At 70.2% G+C, this 17,538-nt stretch carries 10 protein-coding genes and 2 pseudogenes; 7 read left to right on the forward strand and 5 right to left on the reverse strand.

Annotation, left to right across the window (positions count from 1 at the left end; all coding sequences use genetic code 11):
* Positions 1 to 10 precede the first annotated feature (10 nt).
* Together OG519_RS08625 and OG519_RS08630 are read right to left on the reverse strand one after the other, a co-directional pair.
* Positions 11 to 1,777, reverse strand: coding sequence for a DUF6801 domain-containing protein (locus OG519_RS08625; protein ID WP_405580808.1), 1,767 nt, complete (start codon positions 1,775 to 1,777; stop codon positions 11 to 13).
* A gap of 297 nt (positions 1,778 to 2,074) precedes the next feature.
* Positions 2,075 to 2,701, reverse strand: a complete 627-nt coding sequence (locus tag OG519_RS08630; RefSeq protein WP_405580811.1) for a hypothetical protein — start codon at positions 2,699 to 2,701, stop codon at positions 2,075 to 2,077.
* A gap of 559 nt (positions 2,702 to 3,260) precedes the next feature.
* On the opposite strand from OG519_RS08630, the gene OG519_RS08635 reads away from it, so the two are divergent.
* The gene (locus tag OG519_RS08635) at positions 3,261 to 4,652 is read left to right on the forward strand and encodes a helix-turn-helix domain-containing protein (protein ID WP_405580813.1); all 1,392 of its coding nucleotides are present in this window, start codon (positions 3,261 to 3,263) and stop codon (positions 4,650 to 4,652) included.
* Between the two features lie 26 nt (positions 4,653 to 4,678).
* On the opposite strand, the pseudogene OG519_RS08640 reads toward OG519_RS08635, so the two are convergent.
* Together OG519_RS08640 and OG519_RS08645 are read right to left on the reverse strand one after the other, a co-directional pair.
* Positions 4,679 to 5,044: pseudogene (locus OG519_RS08640) on the reverse strand (discoidin domain-containing protein); the annotation flags it as partial.
* Positions 5,045 to 5,164: 120 nt separating this feature from the next.
* A pseudogene (locus OG519_RS08645) lies at positions 5,165 to 7,432 on the reverse strand (discoidin domain-containing protein); the annotation flags it as partial.
* 171 nt (positions 7,433 to 7,603) lie between these two features.
* Between OG519_RS08645 and OG519_RS08650 the strand changes: the two are divergent.
* From OG519_RS08650 to OG519_RS08675, 6 genes are all read left to right on the forward strand, one after another.
* Positions 7,604 to 8,632, forward strand: coding sequence for a LacI family DNA-binding transcriptional regulator (locus tag OG519_RS08650; protein WP_405580816.1), 1,029 nt, complete (start codon positions 7,604 to 7,606; stop codon positions 8,630 to 8,632).
* Positions 8,633 to 9,219: 587 nt separating this feature from the next.
* Positions 9,220 to 10,632, forward strand: coding sequence for an ABC transporter substrate-binding protein (locus tag OG519_RS08655; protein ID WP_405580819.1), 1,413 nt, complete (start codon positions 9,220 to 9,222; stop codon positions 10,630 to 10,632).
* An 87-nt stretch (positions 10,633 to 10,719) separates the two neighbouring features.
* Positions 10,720 to 11,679 carry a carbohydrate ABC transporter permease gene (locus OG519_RS08660; RefSeq protein WP_405580822.1) on the forward strand — a complete coding sequence of 320 codons (960 nt, stop codon included), beginning with the start codon at positions 10,720 to 10,722 and terminating at the stop codon, positions 11,677 to 11,679.
* Between the two features lie 24 nt (positions 11,680 to 11,703).
* Positions 11,704 to 12,597 (forward strand): carbohydrate ABC transporter permease, encoded by an 894-nt coding sequence (locus OG519_RS08665; protein WP_405580825.1) that lies wholly within the window; start codon positions 11,704 to 11,706, stop codon positions 12,595 to 12,597.
* Positions 12,598 to 12,677: 80 nt separating this feature from the next.
* Positions 12,678 to 14,381, forward strand: coding sequence for a glycoside hydrolase family 13 protein (locus OG519_RS08670; RefSeq protein WP_405580828.1), 1,704 nt, complete (start codon positions 12,678 to 12,680; stop codon positions 14,379 to 14,381).
* Between the two features lie 280 nt (positions 14,382 to 14,661).
* On the forward strand, positions 14,662 to 16,428 hold the full coding sequence (locus tag OG519_RS08675; protein ID WP_405580831.1) for an NAD+ synthase: 1,767 nt from the start codon (positions 14,662 to 14,664) through the stop codon (positions 16,426 to 16,428).
* 76 nt (positions 16,429 to 16,504) lie between these two features.
* Here OG519_RS08675 and OG519_RS08680 read toward each other — a convergent pair whose 3' ends face one another.
* Positions 16,505 to 17,425 (reverse strand): endonuclease/exonuclease/phosphatase family protein, encoded by a 921-nt coding sequence (locus OG519_RS08680; RefSeq protein ID WP_405592578.1) that lies wholly within the window; start codon positions 17,423 to 17,425, stop codon positions 16,505 to 16,507.
* Between the last annotated feature and the right edge of the window lie 113 nt (positions 17,426 to 17,538).

The following is a 17,538-nucleotide window of genomic DNA, read 5'->3' on the forward strand; positions in this document are numbered from 1 at the left end:
CCCGGGGCGATCAGTGGTGGGGCGGATCGGGGAAGGCGATCTCGGGATCGCAACCCGAGGCCGCGATGGGAACGCACAGCGGCCCCTGTATGAGGTTGAGCGAGTTGCCGTGACCGGAGATCGACGAGGTGAACAGGGCGTCCAGATCGTCGCCGTGCGTGCCGCAGCCGGTGAACGGCGGTATGGCGAGGTCGTCCTGGGCCAGCGGGCCGCCGGTCTGCACGCTGTAGTCCTGCGGCCGGGTGGGCACGCCGGTGAGCGAACTGCGGTCGTAGCCTCTCAGTTCGATCTCCAGCGGCCTGGTGGTGTGGCAGTCGGGGCCGACGTCGAGCGGGGTGCCGTTGACCTCGACGTCGTACAGCCGCAGGTCCTGCTTCCCGTAGATGGCCGAGGTGGAGATGGTGCCCTGGGTGCCGGTGCCGACCGTCACGACCGTCATCAGACCGCGCGGTACCAGGGACATCTTGGCGCTGGTCGGCATGAAGCCGTAGGTGAGGAAGGTCGCGTCGGCGGGCGGCAGCGTCAGGGCGGCGATCGAGTCGATCTCGAAGTACCACTTGAGCGGATCGTCGGAGGTGAAGTCGCTCCAGGTCGTCTTCTGCACGATCGTGGCCAGTCGCGGGTGCTGGCGCAGGTCGTTGACGACGGAGGCGCCGCCGAGTTTGCCGATGTTGGCGTAGCCGGTGATGAACCCGCACTGGGAGTACGGCGGGAAGGGCGGGTCGCCGGGTCCCGGGTAGGGCACGGCGGTCGGCGGCCTGGGCACGCTCTTGACGATCACCGGGTCGGGTTCGCCCACCGGCGGGGCGGGGCAGTCGTGCACTCCGGAGTGCGGGGGCGCGGCCAGGGTGATGGTGCCGTGCCTGCCGCCGCGGGCGCTCGGCGTGCCGGTGCCCGCGGTGGGCGGGCCCGTGGTGGGCGAGGCCGCTCCCCCGCCGGGGGTTCCGGGGCCGGCGGGGGTGGGCGAGCCGGCCGGGGCACCGGTCACCGGCACCACGCCCAGCACGGTCCGCTGACCGTCGGCGGGGGCGCAGCTTCCGGTGACGTCGGCGAGCGCGGCGCCGGGGCCGATGGTGAGGTGGGCGGTGGCCGGGGCGGCGGCGCCGTCCTTGTCCGCCTCGGGCGTGGCCGGGGCTCGCGGCCCGGCCGGTGCCTGCCCCGCGTCCGGTGCCGGGGCGCCGGTCGAGGCCGGCGGTGCGGCGCTGTCGGTGGGCGTGCCGCTCGGGGGCACGGTCGGCGGCTCGGCCGGGGGCGCGGTCGTACCGGTCGCCGCCCGCGGGTGCAGGGTGAGGTCCAACCGCCCGGCGGCGAACCGCACCTCGCCGGGCGCGGTGACACTCAGCGGCGGGACCGCGCCGGAGAGGGTGAGCACCAGGTCGCCGCCGACCGGCGTCTGCGGCGCGGTCAGGTCCGGCCATGCGGCGTCCGCGGTGGACGCCCCCTGGGTGACCCGGGTGGTGAGGACGGCGGTGGCGGAGGCGGTGGCCGCGCCGGCCGGCAGCAGCGCGGCGACTGCGGCCTTCGGTACGGTCACGGTCGCGGTGAGCTTGCCCGGCTGGATGGTGGCGCCGACCGCGCCGCCGCCGGGGTACTCCTGGACCAGCACCGCGGTGATCGGCTGGTCGCCGGCCGGGAACCGGCAGCCGTACTCCACCGTCACGGCCCCGTCCGGGCCGCTGGCCGCCGAATCGGTGCCGGGCAGCACGCCCGCCAGCAGGGTGACGGCCGCGGCGGCGGCGAAGCGCACCGCGCGACGCCGGTTCACGGCACCCCTCATGACGGCTCTCCTCCACGGACGGCGCCGGCGCCCGGACCCGCCCGATGGCCGGGACACGCGTCGGCGACGCAGGACATTACGGATGGGTAATAAGAGCGGACAAGTGATCGAGCGGAGGAAACTCGCCGGGCGGCCTGGCGGTCCGTTTTCTTGTCATCCGGTGACAAGAACCATCCGGAATTTTGTCCTCCGGTGCGTGTCCGGTGATCGGGTCGGGGCCCCGGCCGCGTCCCGCGGCCGGGGCCCCTTGTCACGGGCGTGACAACACCCGGATGAGCTTCGCCGGTCGGTGCCCGCTCAGGTGACGTTGAGCTGGAGCGCGGGCGACACCACGTAGGCGGCGTTGAAGGTGGCGAGGTCGCCGTTGTTGATCAGGCCGAGGCAGAGCCCGGAGACGCTGTACGCCTTCAGGGAGCCGGCGTTGATCGTCAGCGTGTGGGTGGAGTTCTTGTAGCTGCCGGTGAGGGTGGCGCCCGAGGTGGAGCTCGCGGTGCCGGCGAAGGTGGCGTTGCACAGACCGCTGAGGGTGGCGCGGACGCCGGTCAGCGAGCCGGGGGTGACACCGCCGGAGGTGACGCCGGTGGCGTTGAGGGTCCACGGGGTGCCGGCGGCCGTGACGGTGAAGGTGATGCCCGCCGGGCCCTTGCAGGTGGCGAAGGTGACCGTGTTGATGGTGCCGAGCGGCGTGTTGGTGCCGTTCTTCACGGTGCCGGTCGCGTTGGACGAGGTACAGGTCAGCTTGGTGCCCGTGGTGGTGTCGGTGAGGGTGGGGGTGCTGGCGGTCGCCGTGATGGCGCCGGTCGAGCTGCTGCCGGTGACCACCGAGGTGAGGGCGAACGCCGGGGCGGCGGCGAGACCGAGCACGGCGGCGAACGCGGCGCCGGTGACCGCGGTGCCCGCGGCCGCCTTGGAGAACTTGCGCATGGGCTGATCCTTCCTGAGGTGGATCGGGGGTGCTGAAGGGAGATCGAGATCGATCGGCACGAGGGGGAAACGGGGAAAGCGCACCTGATAAACCGAAGTCAGTGCTGCTCAGGCGCGGAATTCGGTTGCGGCTCACTACCTGGAACGTGGGGCACCGATTCCCTCGGTTGCCCTTGCGGAGCAGGACGTTACGCACGGGTAACCGGGGGCGCAACAATCACGGCCAAGAATCTCCGGGCGACCCTACTGCCGGGTATTTTTCTGTCACGGGGGCAACACGGCGGTCGCTCGCCTTATAAGAAAGTGAGCGGCAATTGCACGGCGCCGCCCATCGGTCGCCCCGTCCCCGGCCGGCCGCACGGCCCCCGGCCGGGGCCGCCACGCCGCCGGCCGCCGCTCCCGCGCGACGGCCACCGCCCGGCGCCGCCGCCCCTGCCCCGCCCGCGGTCCGCCTCCCACCGGCAGGTGAACGTTTCCGTGACCGGGGGGCTGCGCTCAGTGCACGTTTGGTCTATCTTGCGGGAACCACGCAACGCAGCGGCCGGGAAGGGGCACGGGCATGCCCGTCGTGCGGCAGACACCGGAACAGGCGGAACCACTGGGTCCGATTCCGCGCGAGTTCGCCGCCGTCATGCGCCCGGAACTGCCCAGCTTATTAAAAGAGATGGCCGCGGAAATCGTCACCGCGATCCCCGAATACGGCCATCTGCTGGCGGGCCCCAACGCCCGGGTGATCAAAATCGGCATCGAGCAGAATATCGCCACTTTCGTGGACCGGGTCGCCGCGCCCACCGCCACCACCGCGCTGCGCGACGATCTCTGCCGGCAGTTCGGCCGCTTCGAGGCCTACGAGGGCCGCAGTCTGGACAGCCTCCAGGCCGCGTACCGGATCGGCTGTCAGGTGGCGCTGCGCCGGGTGCGGTCGGTCGGCCGGCGCTACAACCTCTCCGCCTCCTTCATGCTCACCTTCGCCGACGCGCTCTTCGCGTACATGGGGGATCTGGCCGAACTCTCCCGCGAGGGCTATGTGCAGGCGCTGGCGGAGCTGGGCGAGGAGCCGGACAACCGGCGGCGCCGGCTGCTGCGCCGGATCCTCGGCGGCACCGCGGTCGCCCGCAGCGCGCTCGCCGAACTCGCCGAGCACTCCGCGTGGCCGCTGCCCGAGGAGGTGACGCTGGTCGCGGTCGCCCCGGACACCCGGCCGGCCAGGGCGGAGCTGGACAAGGACATCCTGCTGGACTTCGCCGACCCGGAGCCGCACCTGCTGGTGCCCGGCCCGTTCAGCGCGGAGCGGCGCGCCTCGCTGGCCGTCGCGCTCAAGGGGTGCCGGGCGGCGGTGGGTCTGACCACCCCGCTCGACGAGGCCGCCGACTCGCTGCGCTGGGCCCGGCACACGCTGGCCCTCGCCGACGCGGGGCTGATCGAGAACCCGGTCCGCGGCGATGCCGGCGGGTCGGGCGGGGCCGGCCGGGCGGACCAGGCGGCCGGGCCGGGCGGCGAGGCCGACGGCGGCGGGGGTCCAGGCGCGGGCCCGGCCGGCGGGCTCGACCATGACCTGGTGGCGATGAGCGAGAACCATCTGCTGCCGTTATGGCTGCTGAGCGATCCGGCGCTCACCGACCAGATCGCCGAGCGATACCTCGCTCCCCTGGTCGGGCTGACCGCCACCCAGCGGACCCGGCTGATCGACACGCTGCGGATCTGGCTGACCACCCGGGGCACCGCCGTCCAGGTCGCCGAAGTGCTCGGTGTGCACCCGCAGACCGTCCGCTACCGGCTGCGCATCCTGGACCGCGCCTTCGGCGGCCAACTGACCGACCCCGACGAGCGGTTCGCCACCGAGATCGCGCTGCGCGCGCTGCACCTGCGGGAACACGGCGACATGCCGGACGGCGGCCCCCGCACGGGGAACCGCCGTCCGATCAGAAACCCGAACCGCCGTCGGGGCTGAATCTTCTGCGTCAGGAGCCTGGGGCGCTACGAGGCGTAGACGCCGAACTCGGAGAGCTGGGCGGCCGGCCAGCCGGTATTGCCGGTGATGGTGAGCCGGACGTACCGCTGTGACGACGAGGTGAACGAGATCGCCACGTCATTGCCGCTGTTGGGGTCGAAGGTGTAGCCGGCCGAGCCCTTCAGCGTGGTGTAGCCGCTGTTGTCGGTTGAGCCGAGCACGCTGAGGGTCTCGGTCCGGCTGCCCCAGCCGGCGGGCAGTTTGAGGTCCACCTTGCCGACGGTCTTGGTGGCGCCGAGGTCGACGGTGAGGGACTGGGGGAAGGCGTTGTTGGTGGATTCCCAGTAGGTGGCGGGGTTGCCGTCGACCGCGTTGGATGCGGTGTAGACGTCGGAGTGGCCGGTGTCGGTGGCGGTGTGGCCCTGGGCGAGGTTGGGGTTGCCGGCCGGCGTGGTGGGCGGGGTGGTGGTCGGCGGGGTGGTGGTCGGGGGCGTGGTGGAGCCGTCGGCGGCGTAGACCTCGAACTCGGCGAGCTGGGCGGCGGTCCAGCCGGTGTTGGCGGTGACGTTCAGCCGGACGTAGCGGGCGCTGGCGGCGGTGAAGGTCAGGGTCGCGGTGTTGCCGGAGGCGGGGTTGAGGGTGACGCCGCCGGAACTCCTCAGCGTGGTCCAGGTGTTGTTGTCGGTCGAGCCGAGCACGGAGAGGGTCTCGGTGCGGGTGGCCCAGTCGCTGGACGGCGGGAGCTTGAGGGTGACCTTGCCGATGGACTTGGTGGCGCCGAGGTCGACGGTCAGGGTCTGCGGGAAGGCGTTGCTGGCGGACTCCCAGTACGTAGCCGCGTTGCCGTCGACCGCGTTGGCCGCGGTGTACGTCTGCACCGTGGACGACGCGGTGGCCGAACGGCCCTGCGCCAGGTTGCCGCTGGCCGGGGTGGTGGGCGGCGGCGTGGTGCCGCCGGTGGACCCTCCGGTGGTGCCGCCGCCGGTGGTGCCACCGCCCGCGCCGGGCTGCGGCCAGGAGTTGCAGTCACCCCAGGTGCCGTCCCAGCCGCTGTTGCCGGAGCCGCGGCTGATGGTGAAGGCGGGCAGGCTGGCCGGGTAGGAGCAGTTGTAGACGCCGGTCGCGCCGGTGCCGGTGGCCGTCACGTTGCTGAAGGACGCGGAGCCCGGCGTCTCGGCCTGGACCACCACGGTGCCGGTGCCGGACGCGGTCGCGCCGCTCACGGTGACGCCGGTGATCGTGTAGCCGTGGCCGCCGCCTGAGACGAACTCGAAGTCGCTGTACGGGCTGTCGATGAACTTGGTGTTGCTGATCTGGATGTTGTTGCTGATCGCGTAGTCGTAGCTGTCCACCCGCAGCGCACCCATCGGGTGCCCCCAGTTGGGGTTGAGCGCGCCGGTGCGGATCAGGGTGTTGCCGGAGACCGTGACGGTGCCGGACAGCGGGTTGAACGGCTGGAGGAACGCCTGGTTGGAGATGGCGATACCGCCGCCGAGCGCGTTGGTGTCGGCGATCACGTTGTTGCTGACGGTGTTGTTGCTGCCGCCGTAGATCGCGATGCCGTTGGCCAGGTTCGGCTGCACGATGGTGTTGTTGCTGAAGGTGTTGCCGGTGTCGGGCGAGCCGAGCGACCACATGGCGAGCGAGTCGTCACCCTGGTTGCGCAGGAAGTTGTTCTTCACCTGGACGCCGCTGGCGCTGCCGTCGAGGTTGAGGCCGTCGGCCGTGGTGCCGATGATGCGGTTGTTCTGCACCAGCAGGTTGGTGTTGTTGCCGGTCAGCCACAGACCGCACTTCTCCCGCTGGATCCACATGCCCTGGACCACGGAGTTGGGGCCGAGCGAGCCGGTGACGAAGCTGTCCGGCGAGTTGTCGTTGCGGACGCTGACCTCGCCGATGACCGCGAAGTCGTAGAGCTTGGTGTTGCCGGTGGCGCTGGTCTGGTCGATGAAGTGCGAGCTGTGCACCACCGAGTACCAGTTGCCGGCGCCGCGCAGAGTGACGTTGTCGACCGGGAGGTTGGAGGTGATCTTGAAGTTGCCGGTCGGGATCCAGACCTCCTTGCCCTGTGCCCTGGCGTCGGAGATGGCCTGCCGGAAGGCCTGGGTCGAGTCGCCGCTTCCCGCCGGGTCGGCGCCGTCGGTGACCACCGAGATCGAGTTGGCCGGCTGGGCGGCGGCCGCCGCGACCTGCTCGAAGTCGGCGAGGTCGATGGTGGCGGAACCGGTGTCCCCGGAATCCAGTTGCAGCCTGACCTTGGCGCCGGCCGCGAGGTTCTGGCCGAGTTGTATACGGGAATCGTCGAAGAAGTGGTGCGTCTTCGCGCCCGCTATCCAGCCGGTGTCCACGTAGGAGTACTGGGCGGTGACGGCGAGTTTCTGGCTGATCTTGGTGCCGTTGACATAGACCGAGACCGTGCCGGCGGCGCCGCGCGGCAGGTTGTAGGCGACATCGACGGCGTTGGCCGCCTTGGTGAGGGTGAATTCGACGTACTTGCCCTGACCGCCGAGGGTCACCGCGCGCCGCCCCGAGGCCTCCGAGGCGACCGTGGACTGGGTGTAATCGGGGCCGATGACGGACCCGTTGGTGGCGGCGGCCTCGGCCTCGTACTCGGTGAACGGCACGGTGGCGCCACCGCTGACATCGAACGGTGAGACGGTCGATACGGTGGCGGCGGCATGGGCGGTCTGGGCCGTCACGGCCAGCGCGAGGCCGCCGGCCGCCAGCGCTGCCGTGGTGGCCGTGGCCAGCCAGGCCGATGCGCGACGTCTGGTGTCCATGGGGTGGGGGGTGTCCCTTCTGACGCATGACGCTTGAGGTGTCGGCCACCATACGGATGACGAACATGGCACAGCAATATCTCGATCGGATTTCGCAAATATTGGATGACTTGCAGAGATCTCGCAAGATGACCGCAAGAAACTTGCGTCTCCTGTACTAGAATCGACGCCATGACACGACGACTTGCCGAGGTGGCAAAGAAGGTCGGGGTGAGCGAGGCCACCGTCAGCCGAGTGCTGAACGGGAAGCCTGGAGTCTCCGACGCGACACGGGCCGCCGTCCTTACCGCCCTTGACGTGCTCGGATACGAACGGCCCACCCAGCTACGCGGGGAACGCGCCCGGCTGGTCGGCATGGTCATGCCCGAGCTGCAGAATCCGATTTTCCCCGCTTTCGCAGAAGTCGTCGGCGGCGCGCTGGCCCAGCAGGGGTTCACCCCCGTGCTGTGCACCCAGACCGCCGGCGGCGTCTCGGAGGCCGACTACGTGGAGCTGCTGCTCCAGCAACACGTGTCCGGGGTGGTCTTCTTCGGCGGTCTCTATGCCCAGGCCGAATCGCCGCACGACCACTACGCGCGCCTGGCCGAACGCAATCTGCCCACCGTCCTGATGAACGCCGCCATCGACCACCTGGACTTCCCCCGGGTCTCCTGCGACGACGCCGTGGCGGTGGAGCAGGCGATGAACCATCTGATCTCGCTCGGCCACCAGCGGATCGCGCTGGTGCTCGGCCCACCCGACCACGTTCCCTCACGCCGCAAGCTGGCCGCCGCCCGCCGGATCGACCCGTCGGTCACCGTCGAGCACGCGCTCTTCACCCTGGAGGGCGGACAGGCCGCCGCCAGCCGGCTGCTGACCCGCGGCATCACCGCCTTCATCTGCGCCTCCGACCTGCTCGCGCTGGGCTGCATCCGGGCCGCCCGGCGGCGCCGGCTCTCGGTGCCCGAGGACGTGTCGGTCATCGGTTACGACGACTCGTCGCTGATGAACTGCACCGAGCCGCCGCTGACCACGGTCCGGCAGCCGATCGAGGCGATGGGCCGGGCCGCGGTCGATCTGCTGGCCGGTGAGATCAGCGGCGCCTCGGTCGACCACGACGAGCTGTTCTTCGAGCCGGAGCTGGTGGTCCGCGGCTCCACCGGACCGGCCCCGCACGCCGGCCGCGTCCCGCGCCCGGAGGCCCGTACCGCGACCGCGTAGCCGGTGCCATCCACCAAACACCCACCAACTGCCATCCACCAACACCCACCAACGCCGACCGAGCACCCGAACCGGGCACCCCCACCAACACCGACCAGCACCGACCAGCACCGACCAGCACCCGACCAACACAGCCCAGCACAGCCCAACACCCACCAACACCGACCAGCACAGCCCGGTACGGACCGGCAAACCCCCCGGCAAGAACAGCACACGCGCCGGGGCAGGGATCACTTCCTGCCCCGGCGCCGCCATGTCCCCCGCCGGGCGGTCCTGTTGTGGCGCCGCGAGCACCCGCGGGCGGCTGTCAGCGGCCCACTGGAGGCGCTGGAGCGCCCGGTGGGACCGGTGGGGGCCGGGCGCCGGACCGAGGCGCGCTGACAGCCGTACGCCGCTCAGCCTCGTGACCAAGTCGTGTCTTTGCGAAATTCGCGCGACATCTTGCGGACATCTATCGGGTTAAGTACGTTGAGCCAACCCGGACGGCGGCGCAATCCAGCGCCGGACGACATGTGCATCATGTGCCGCGGGGGTCCCAGATCGCAGTCCAACGACGCGCAGTGGTTCAGGGGAAGGGTAAGAAGAGGATGACTAAAAAGGGCTACCGCAGACTGGTGGCAGTCGCACTGGTCGCGGGTATCGGCTTGACCGGCGCCGCTTGTTCCAGCAGCAGCGACAGCAAGGGCGGCTCGGGAGACAAGTCGAGCGCCGCGGGATCGAGCCCCGGCACCCCCTTGGACCCGAAGACCAAGGTCTCCATCAGCGTCGACTGCGAGCCGCCGACCACCAAGCCGGCCGAGCGCAAGCAGTGGATCGATGACGTCGCGGAGTTCAACAAGACGTACCCGAACGTCACGGTCAAGAGCAAGGACGCGTTCCCGTGCGAGGACCCGGCCAAGTTCACCGCCCAGCTCCAGGCGAGCAGCGAGACCGACACCTTCTACTCGTACATGACCGACCTTCAGCAGGTGCTGGACGCCGGTCAGGCCGCTGACATCACGGACTACGTCAACACCAAGACGGTCCCGGCCCTCGACGACATCGACAAGGGTGTGCTCGGTGTCCTCAAGGACGGCGGCAAGCTCTACGGTCTGCCCACCTCGAACTACCAGATGGGTCTGATCTACAACCGGAAGATCTTCACCGAGGCCGGTCTCGACCCCAACAAGCCGCCGACCACCTGGGACGAGGTCCGCCAGGACGCCAAGGTCATCCAGGACAAGCTGGGCGGCAAGGGCATCAACGGCTTCATGGAGAACGCCGGTGGCAACCAGGGCGGTTGGCACCTCGTCTCCGAGATGTTCGGCGTCGGCAGCAAGGCCGTGACGGACGACGGCAGCAAGGCCGCGTTCAACAACGACCAGACCAAGTCGATCCTCAGCACGCTCCAGCAGATGCGCTGGACCGACAAGAGCCTGCCCGCCACCCCCGGTCTCCAGTGGGGTGATGTCCAAAAGGCGATGGGCACCGGCAAGATCGGCATGTACGTGGGCGCGCCCGACGACGTCCCGCTGGTCGTGCAGCAGTACAAGGCCGACTACAAGGACCTCGGCATGGCGCCGATCCCCGGCGGCCAGACCGCGCTCTTCGGCGGCAACGACTACATGTTCAAGAAGGGGTCCTCGCCGGACCAGATCAAGGCCGGTATCGCCTGGATCAACTTCAAGTACCTGACCGTCGGCAAGGGCCAGTTCAACTACCCCCGCAACAAGACGGACGGCCTGCCCGTCGGCCTGCCGGAGCCGTTCTTCTTCACCGGCGCGTCCAAGGACAAGGACAACGCCAACAAGGCCGCCAGCGCCACCATCCCGGTCGACAACTTCAAGACCTACGTGGACGCGCAGGTGCCGGTGCTGCCCGAGCCGCCCAACGCGCAGAAGATCTACACCGTGCTCGACGGTGTGATGTCCGGTGTGCTGACCAACAAGAACGCCGACATCGACAAACTGCTCTCCACCGCGGAGACGCAGGTCAACTCGCTGCTGGCCGCGAGCCAGTAACAGCACAGCCCAGCGGGGGCCGGTCGGCGACCGGCCCCCGCTCAGGCGGCATCGGCTTCCGGTACCGAAATCAGTCGAGGAGCACCCATGGCGGCGACGACCGTCCCCGAGAATCTGACCAAGCGCCACGCCGGGCGCCCTTCCGGTCCGGCCGGCGGTGCGGCCCCCGGCGGCCTGAGCCGCAAATTCCGCCAGAACCTACAGGCCCATGGGTTCCTCATCGGCGCGGTGCTCTGCTTCCTGATGTTCTCGTGGTACCCGATGGTCCGCGAATTCATCATGAGCTTCCAGGAGAAGAAGCGCGGCGAGACCCACTGGGTCGGCTGGAAGAACATCGACCGGGTCTACCACGACCCCTTCTTCTGGACCGCATGGAAGAACACCGCGGAGTTCACCGGCATGGCGCTGGTGATCGGCTTCGCGGTGCCGTTCGTGGTGGCGATCGTCCTCAATGAGCTCAAGCACGCACAGGCGTATCTGCGCATTCTGGTGTATCTGCCGGTGATGCTCCCGCCGGTGGCCGGCGTCCTGCTCTTCAAGTACTTCTACAACCCGGACTACGGGCTGTTCAACCACATTCTGAAGTATCTGCACCTACCGACATCACAGTTCCTCGACTCGTCGAGAACGGCGATGATCTCGGTGGTGGTCGCGGCGACCTGGCTGAACATGGGCAGCGCGACCCTGATCTACCTGGCCTCGCTCCAGAACATACCCGGCGAGCTCTACGAGGCCGCCGACCTGGACGGCGCCGGACTGTTCAGCAAGATCTGGCATGTCACCATCCCGCAGACGCGCATGGTCCTGTCCCTCATGCTGCTGCTCCAGATCGTGGCCACCATGCAGGAATTCACCAACGTCTTCCTGCTCACCGGCGGCAATGGGCCGGAGAACTCGACGATGACGGTCGTCTACATGGTCTACCAGTACGGATTCCGCTACAACAACCTGGGCAGCGCGGCTGCGCTCGGCCTCTTCCTGCTCGTCGTCCTGGCCATCTTCTCGGGGATCTACACCCGGGTGAGCCGCAACGCCGACAGCGACTGACAACGACTGAGGAAGAAAAGGACCATGGCAGCGTCGTTCGCTTCGCAGAACCGTACCCTCATCTCCTCGGCCGCGCTCAGCCGCCGCAAGGGGAAAATCGTCTACTGGACCGTGCTCTCCGTGGTCCTGGTGGTATTCACGCTGGTCTTCCTCGGCCCGCTCTACTGGATGGCCACCGGCGGCTTCAAATCGGCCCAGGAAGTGGTGGCCAATCCGCCCACCTTCTTCCCCAAGCACCCGGAGCCGGGCAACTTCCACACCGCGTGGACCCAGTTGAAGATCGCCCGGCTGCTCTTCAACACCATGTACTACGCGTTCGGCGCGCTCGCCTTCCAGCTCGTCTTCGACGTGGCGGCGGCGTACGCGGTCTCCAAGCTCCGGCCGGTGCTGGGCAAGGCGATCCTCGGCGGCATGCTCGCCACGCTGATGATCCCCTCCACGGTGCTGATCGTGCCGCAGTACGCCACCGTGCTCGACCTGCCGGTGCTGCACTTCAACCTGGTGGGCAGCCCGTGGGCGATCTGGCTGCCGACGGTCGCCAACGGCTTCAACATCTTCCTGCTGAAGCGGTTCTTCGACTCGATCCCGCAGGACCTGATGCACGCGGCCGCGATCGACGGCGCGGGCCCGCTGCGGACCCTGTGGTCGATCGTGCTGCCGATGTCCCGGCCGATCCTCGGCGTGGTGTCGATCTTCGCCGTGGTGAACGTCTGGAAGGACTTCCTCTGGCCGATGCTGGTGGAGCCCGACCCGAACAAGCAGCCGATCAACCTCGGCATCAACTCGCTCTCACAGGGGGTGCCGGAGAACGTGCTCATCGCCGCGCTCGCCATCTCGGCCCTGCCGACCCTGGTGATCTTCCTGCTCTTCCAGCGCAACATCATGGCCGGCCTGACCACCGGCAGCCTCAAGGGCTGACCGGTGCCGCCGGCACCCGAGCACCCCGCTCGCCAAGCCTGACCTACGCACCACCCATCAGCACTCCGCCGCCGGCCCTCATGCCCACATCCCCGCCAACCGGGGCCGGCGGCGGGGTCCCACCTGCCCGAAAGGACGTTGACGTGGCAGACACCCCTCAGCCCGAGGCCGACGAGAACTGGTGGCGCGGCGCGGTCATCTACCAGGTCTACCCGCGGAGCTTCGCCGACAGCAACGGCGACGGGACCGGTGATCTCGCCGGCGTACGCTCCCGGCTGCCGTACCTGGCCGAGCTGGGCGTCAACGCGCTGTGGTTCAACCCCTGGTACCCCTCGCCGATGGCCGACGGCGGCTACGACGTGGCGGACTACCGGGACATCGACCCGGTCTTCGGCACGCTGGCGGAAGCCGAGAAGCTCGTCTCCGAGGCACTGGCCCTGGGCATCAGGACGATCATCGACATCGTCCCGAACCACATCTCGGCGGCGCACCCCTGGTTCCGCGACGCGCTGGCGGCCGGGCCCGGCAGCCCGGCGAGGGAGCGGTTCTGGTTCCGGCCGGGCCGCGGCGAGAACGGTGAACTGCCGCCCAACAACTGGCCGTCGCAGTTCGGCGGGCCGGCCTGGACCCGGACCACCGACCCGGACGGCAGCCCCGGCGACTGGTTCCTCAACCTCTTCGACTCCGAGCAGCCGGACCTCAACTGGAACCACCCGGAGGTACGGGCCGAGCACGAGGACATCCTGCGGTTCTGGTTCGACCGGGGCGCGGGCGGCGTACGGATCGACTCCGCGGCCATGGTCACCAAGGACCCGCTGCTGCCCGACCTGTCCGGCGATCCCGCGGTCCCGCATCCGTACATCGACCGGGACGACCTGCACGAGATCTACCGGGGATGGCGGCGGATCGCCGACTCGTACGACAACACGCGCATCCTGGTCGGCGAGGTGTGGCTGCCGGACGCGGTCCGCTTCGCGCACTATCTGCGGCCCGACGAGATGCACACCGCCTTCAACTTCGACTTCCTGGCCTGCCCCTGGGAGCCGCGGCGGCTGCGGACGTCCATCGACACGACGCTCGCCGCGCACGAGCCGGTCGGGGCGCCGGCGACGTGGGTGCTGTGCAACCACGACGTGACGCGGACGGTGACGCGCTACGGCCGCGCCGACACGGGGTTCGACTTCGCCACCAAGGCGTTCGGGATCCCCACCGACCTGGAGCTCGGCACCCGCCGGGCGCGGGCGGCGGCGCTGCTGACGCTGGCGCTGCCCGGCTCCGTCTACGTCTACCAGGGCGAGGAGCTGGGGCTGCCGGAGGTGGAGGACATCCCCACCGAGAAGCTCCAGGACCCGATGTATCTGCGCTCCGGCGGGACCGACCCCGGTCGGGACGGGTGCCGGGTGCCGATGCCGTGGGCGGGGGTCAGCTCGCCGTTCGGCTTCAGCCCGGAGGGGTCGGCGGAGCCGTGGCTGCCGCAGCCGGCCGACTGGGCGGGGCGTACCGCCGAGATCCAGTCCGCCGACCCGGCGTCGATGCTGTCGCTCTACCGGGCGGCGCTGCGGCTCCGCGCGGCTGAGGTCGGTCTCGGCGACGGGCCGATGAGCTGGCTCGAGACGGCGCCGGAGGTGCTGGCGTTCCGGCGCGGCGAGGAGTTCGTCTGCGTGGTGAACGTCGGTGCGGAGCCGGCCGGGCTGCCGCCGCACGGGGAGATTCTGCTGACCAGCGGGCCGCTCGCCGATGATGGCCGGGTGCCGGCCGACACCGCGGTGTGGCTGCGCGGCTGACCCCCTCCAACAGCCGGGCCCCGTTCCCGTGGGGGCGTTCGGGGCCCGGTCTCCTTTTCCGCGGGCGCGGCGCTCGACGGCCGCGCCAACGCTGCGCGGTGCCCTACCAGGGGCGCTGGGGGTACCCCCAGGCGAAGCTCTGGGGGAGGAACTGCGCGAACAGCCACGACCGGCGCGCGGCGCGAAAACAACCGCACCGCCCCCAAACAGGGCCCCGCACAGCGCAGCGTGGCCGCTCCCCCGGAGGGGATCGCGTCGGGGTGACGATTACACTGACCCCGTGCCTCACATTCGCGTTGCCCTGAATCAGATCGACTCCTGCGTCGGCGACATCGCCGCGAACGCCGAGTCGGTCCTGCGCTGGTCCCGGCACGCCGCCGGGCAGGGGGCCCACCTCGTGGCCTTTCCGGAGATGATGCTCACCGGCTACCCGGTGGAGGACCTGGCCCTGCGGTCCTCCTTCGTCGAGGCGAGCCGCACCGCCCTGGTGGAGCTGGCCCGCACGCTCGCCGACGAGGGCCTCGGGGAGCTGCCGGTCGTCGTCGGCTACCTCGGCCGCAGCGAGGGCGCGCAGCCCCGCTACGGCCAGCCCGCAGGCGCCCCGCAGAACTGCGCCGCGGTCCTGCACCGCGGCGCCGTCGCGCTGCGCTTCGCCAAGCACCACCTGCCGAACTACGGCGTCTTCGACGAGTTCCGCTACTTCGTGCCCGGCGACGACATGCCGGTGATCCGGGTGCGCGGCGTCGACATCGCGCTGGCCATCTGCGAGGACCTGTGGCAGGACGGCGGCCGGGTGCCCGCCACCAAGGAGGTCGGCGCCGGCCTGCTGCTGGTCGTCAACGCCTCCCCGTACGAGCGGGACAAGGACGACCGCAGGCTCGACCTGTGCCGCAGGCGGGCCCGGGAAGCCGGCTGCACGCTGGCGTACGTGGCCATGGTCGGCGGTCAGGACGAGCTGGTCTTCGACGGTGACACGATCGTGGTCGCCGAGGACGGCGAGGTGATCGCCCGCGCCCCGCAGTTCGCCGAGGAGTGCGTGCTGCTCGACCTGGATCTGCCGGCCGCGCCCGCCGAGGTGCCCGCCGGGCGGGTGGCCGACGGCCTCCAGATCCGCCACGTCACCCTCTCGGCCGACCCGGTGGCCCCGTACGAGCCGGAGTTCCCCGGCGGCGAGGCCGAGCGGCTCGGCGACGACGCCGAGGTCTACGGGGCGCTGGTGACCGGCCTGCGGGCGTACGTCACCAAGAACCGGCTGCGTACCGTGCTGATCGGCCTGTCCGGCGGCATCGACTCCGCGCTGGTCGCTGCCATCGCCTGCGACGCGGTGGGCGCGGAGAACGTGTACGGCGTCTCGATGCCGTCGGCGTACTCCTCCGACCACTCGATGGACGACGCGGCCGAGCTCGCCCGCCGTACCGGGCTGAGCTTCCGCACCGTCCCGATCGCCCCGATGTTCGACGCGTACATGGAGTCGCTGCACCTCACCGGGCTCGCCGAGGAGAACCTCCAGTCGCGGCTGCGCGGGGTCACGCTGATGGCCATCTCCAACCAGGAGGGCCAGATCGTGCTCGCGCCGGGCAACAAGAGCGAGCTGGCGGTGGGGTATTCGACGCTGTACGGCGACTCGGTGGGCGCCTTCGGTCCGATCAAGGACGTCTACAAGACGACCGTCTTCCGGCTCGCCCGCTGGCGCAACGCGGACGCCGAGTCCCGGGGCGAGACCCCGCCGATCCCGGAGAACTCGATCAGCAAGCCGCCCAGCGCGGAGCTGCGCCCCGGGCAGGTGGACACCGACTCACTGCCGGACTACGACGTGCTCGACCGGGTGCTGGAGCTCTACGTCGACCGCGACCAGGGCCGGGAGGCGATCATCGCGGCGGGCTTCGAGCCGGAGTTGGTCACCCGGGTGCTGAAGCTCACCGACGCCGCCGAGTACAAGCGGCGCCAGTACCCGCCGGGCACCAAGATCTCCCCGAAGGGCTTCGGCAAGGACCGCCGGCTGCCCATCACCGACCGCTGGCGCGAGGGCGAGGACCAGGGCGCGTAGACCGCCGTCCGCCGAGCCGGTCGGGGCGGCCCCGGGAAGCTCCGGAGAGGGCTCAGGAGAAGGCTCAGGAAAGGGCTCAGGGGAGTTCGAGGCGGGCGGCGACCGGTAGATGGTCGCTGCCCGTCTTCGGCAGGGTCCAGGACGACCGGGGGGCGATGCCCTTGACCATGATCTGGTCGATCCGGGCGGACGGGAAGGCGGCCGGCCAGCTGAAGCCCATCCCGTTGCCCACCGCCCCCTGGGTGGACCGCATTTGGGAGGTGACCGAGGCCAACGCCCGGTCGTTCATCGTGCCGTTGAGGTCGCCGAGCAGCACCACGCTGTGCAGCGTCTCCGCCGCTATGGCGTCGCCGAGCGCGTCGGCCGCGCTGTCCCGCTGGCCGGCGGTGAAGCCGGCGTGCACCTTGACCCGTACCGACGGCAGATGGGCCACGTAGACGGCCACCGGTCCGTGCGGGGTGCTGACCGACGCCCGCATCGCCCGCACCCAGCCCATCCTGATGTCCACCGGACGCACCCCGGTCAGCGGGTACCTGCTCCACAGGCCGACGGTGCCCTCCACCGCGTGGTACGGATACGCCGTGGCCAGATCCTTGGCGTAGCGCGGCTCCTGGTTCTCCGGCAGCTCCTCCAGCGCCACGATGTCGCTGCCCGCCTTGACGAGGTCCCGGGCGGTGCCGTCCGGATCGGGGTTCTCCGCGTTGACGTTGTGGGTGAGCACGGTGAAGTCCCCGCCGGACTTGGCCTTGTCGGTGAGCTGGCCGCCGAAGAGGTTGAGCCAGATCAGGATCGGCGCCAGCAGCACGATCAGCGCGGTCGCCGAGCGCCGCACCACCGCGACCACCAGCAGCGCCAGCACGACCAGGCCCAGCCAGGGCAGGAAGGTCTCAAGGAGGCTGCCGAGGTTGCCGATCCGGTTGGGCACGTCGGAGTGGAAGGCGAGCAGCAGGGCGAGCCCGCCGGCCAGGACGGCGGTGATGATGCCGCGCCGCCACATGCCTTTCGGCCGCCACCAGCGCAGCAGCCTCGCGCGAGCGCCGGAGGCGGTCGGGCGTGGCTGGTTCGCGCCGTCCGGGCTCGCGTCCGTGCTGCTCTGCGCCTGGGTCATGG

The sequence above is a fragment of the Streptomyces sp. NBC_01190 genome, from assembly GCF_045039895.1.
Classification (GTDB): domain Bacteria; phylum Actinomycetota; class Actinomycetes; order Streptomycetales; family Streptomycetaceae; genus Actinacidiphila.

Coding starts and splice junctions, on each gene's coding strand:
- OG519_RS08625 (WP_405580808.1), bottom strand. CDS start 1,777: ATGAGGGGTGCCGTGAACCGGCGTCGCGCGGTGCGCTTCGCCGCCGCC.
- OG519_RS08630 (WP_405580811.1), bottom strand. CDS start 2,701: ATGCGCAAGTTCTCCAAGGCGGCCGCGGGCACCGCGGTCACCGGCGCC.
- OG519_RS08635 (WP_405580813.1), top strand. CDS start 3,261: ATGCCCGTCGTGCGGCAGACACCGGAACAGGCGGAACCACTGGGTCCG.
- OG519_RS08650 (WP_405580816.1), top strand. CDS start 7,604: ATGACACGACGACTTGCCGAGGTGGCAAAGAAGGTCGGGGTGAGCGAG.
- OG519_RS08655 (WP_405580819.1), top strand. CDS start 9,220: ATGACTAAAAAGGGCTACCGCAGACTGGTGGCAGTCGCACTGGTCGCG.
- OG519_RS08660 (WP_405580822.1), top strand. CDS start 10,720: ATGGCGGCGACGACCGTCCCCGAGAATCTGACCAAGCGCCACGCCGGG.
- OG519_RS08665 (WP_405580825.1), top strand. CDS start 11,704: ATGGCAGCGTCGTTCGCTTCGCAGAACCGTACCCTCATCTCCTCGGCC.
- OG519_RS08670 (WP_405580828.1), top strand. CDS start 12,678: ATGCCCACATCCCCGCCAACCGGGGCCGGCGGCGGGGTCCCACCTGCC.
- OG519_RS08680 (WP_405592578.1), bottom strand. CDS start 17,425: ATGTGGCGGCGCGGCATCATCACCGCCGTCCTGGCCGGCGGGCTCGCC.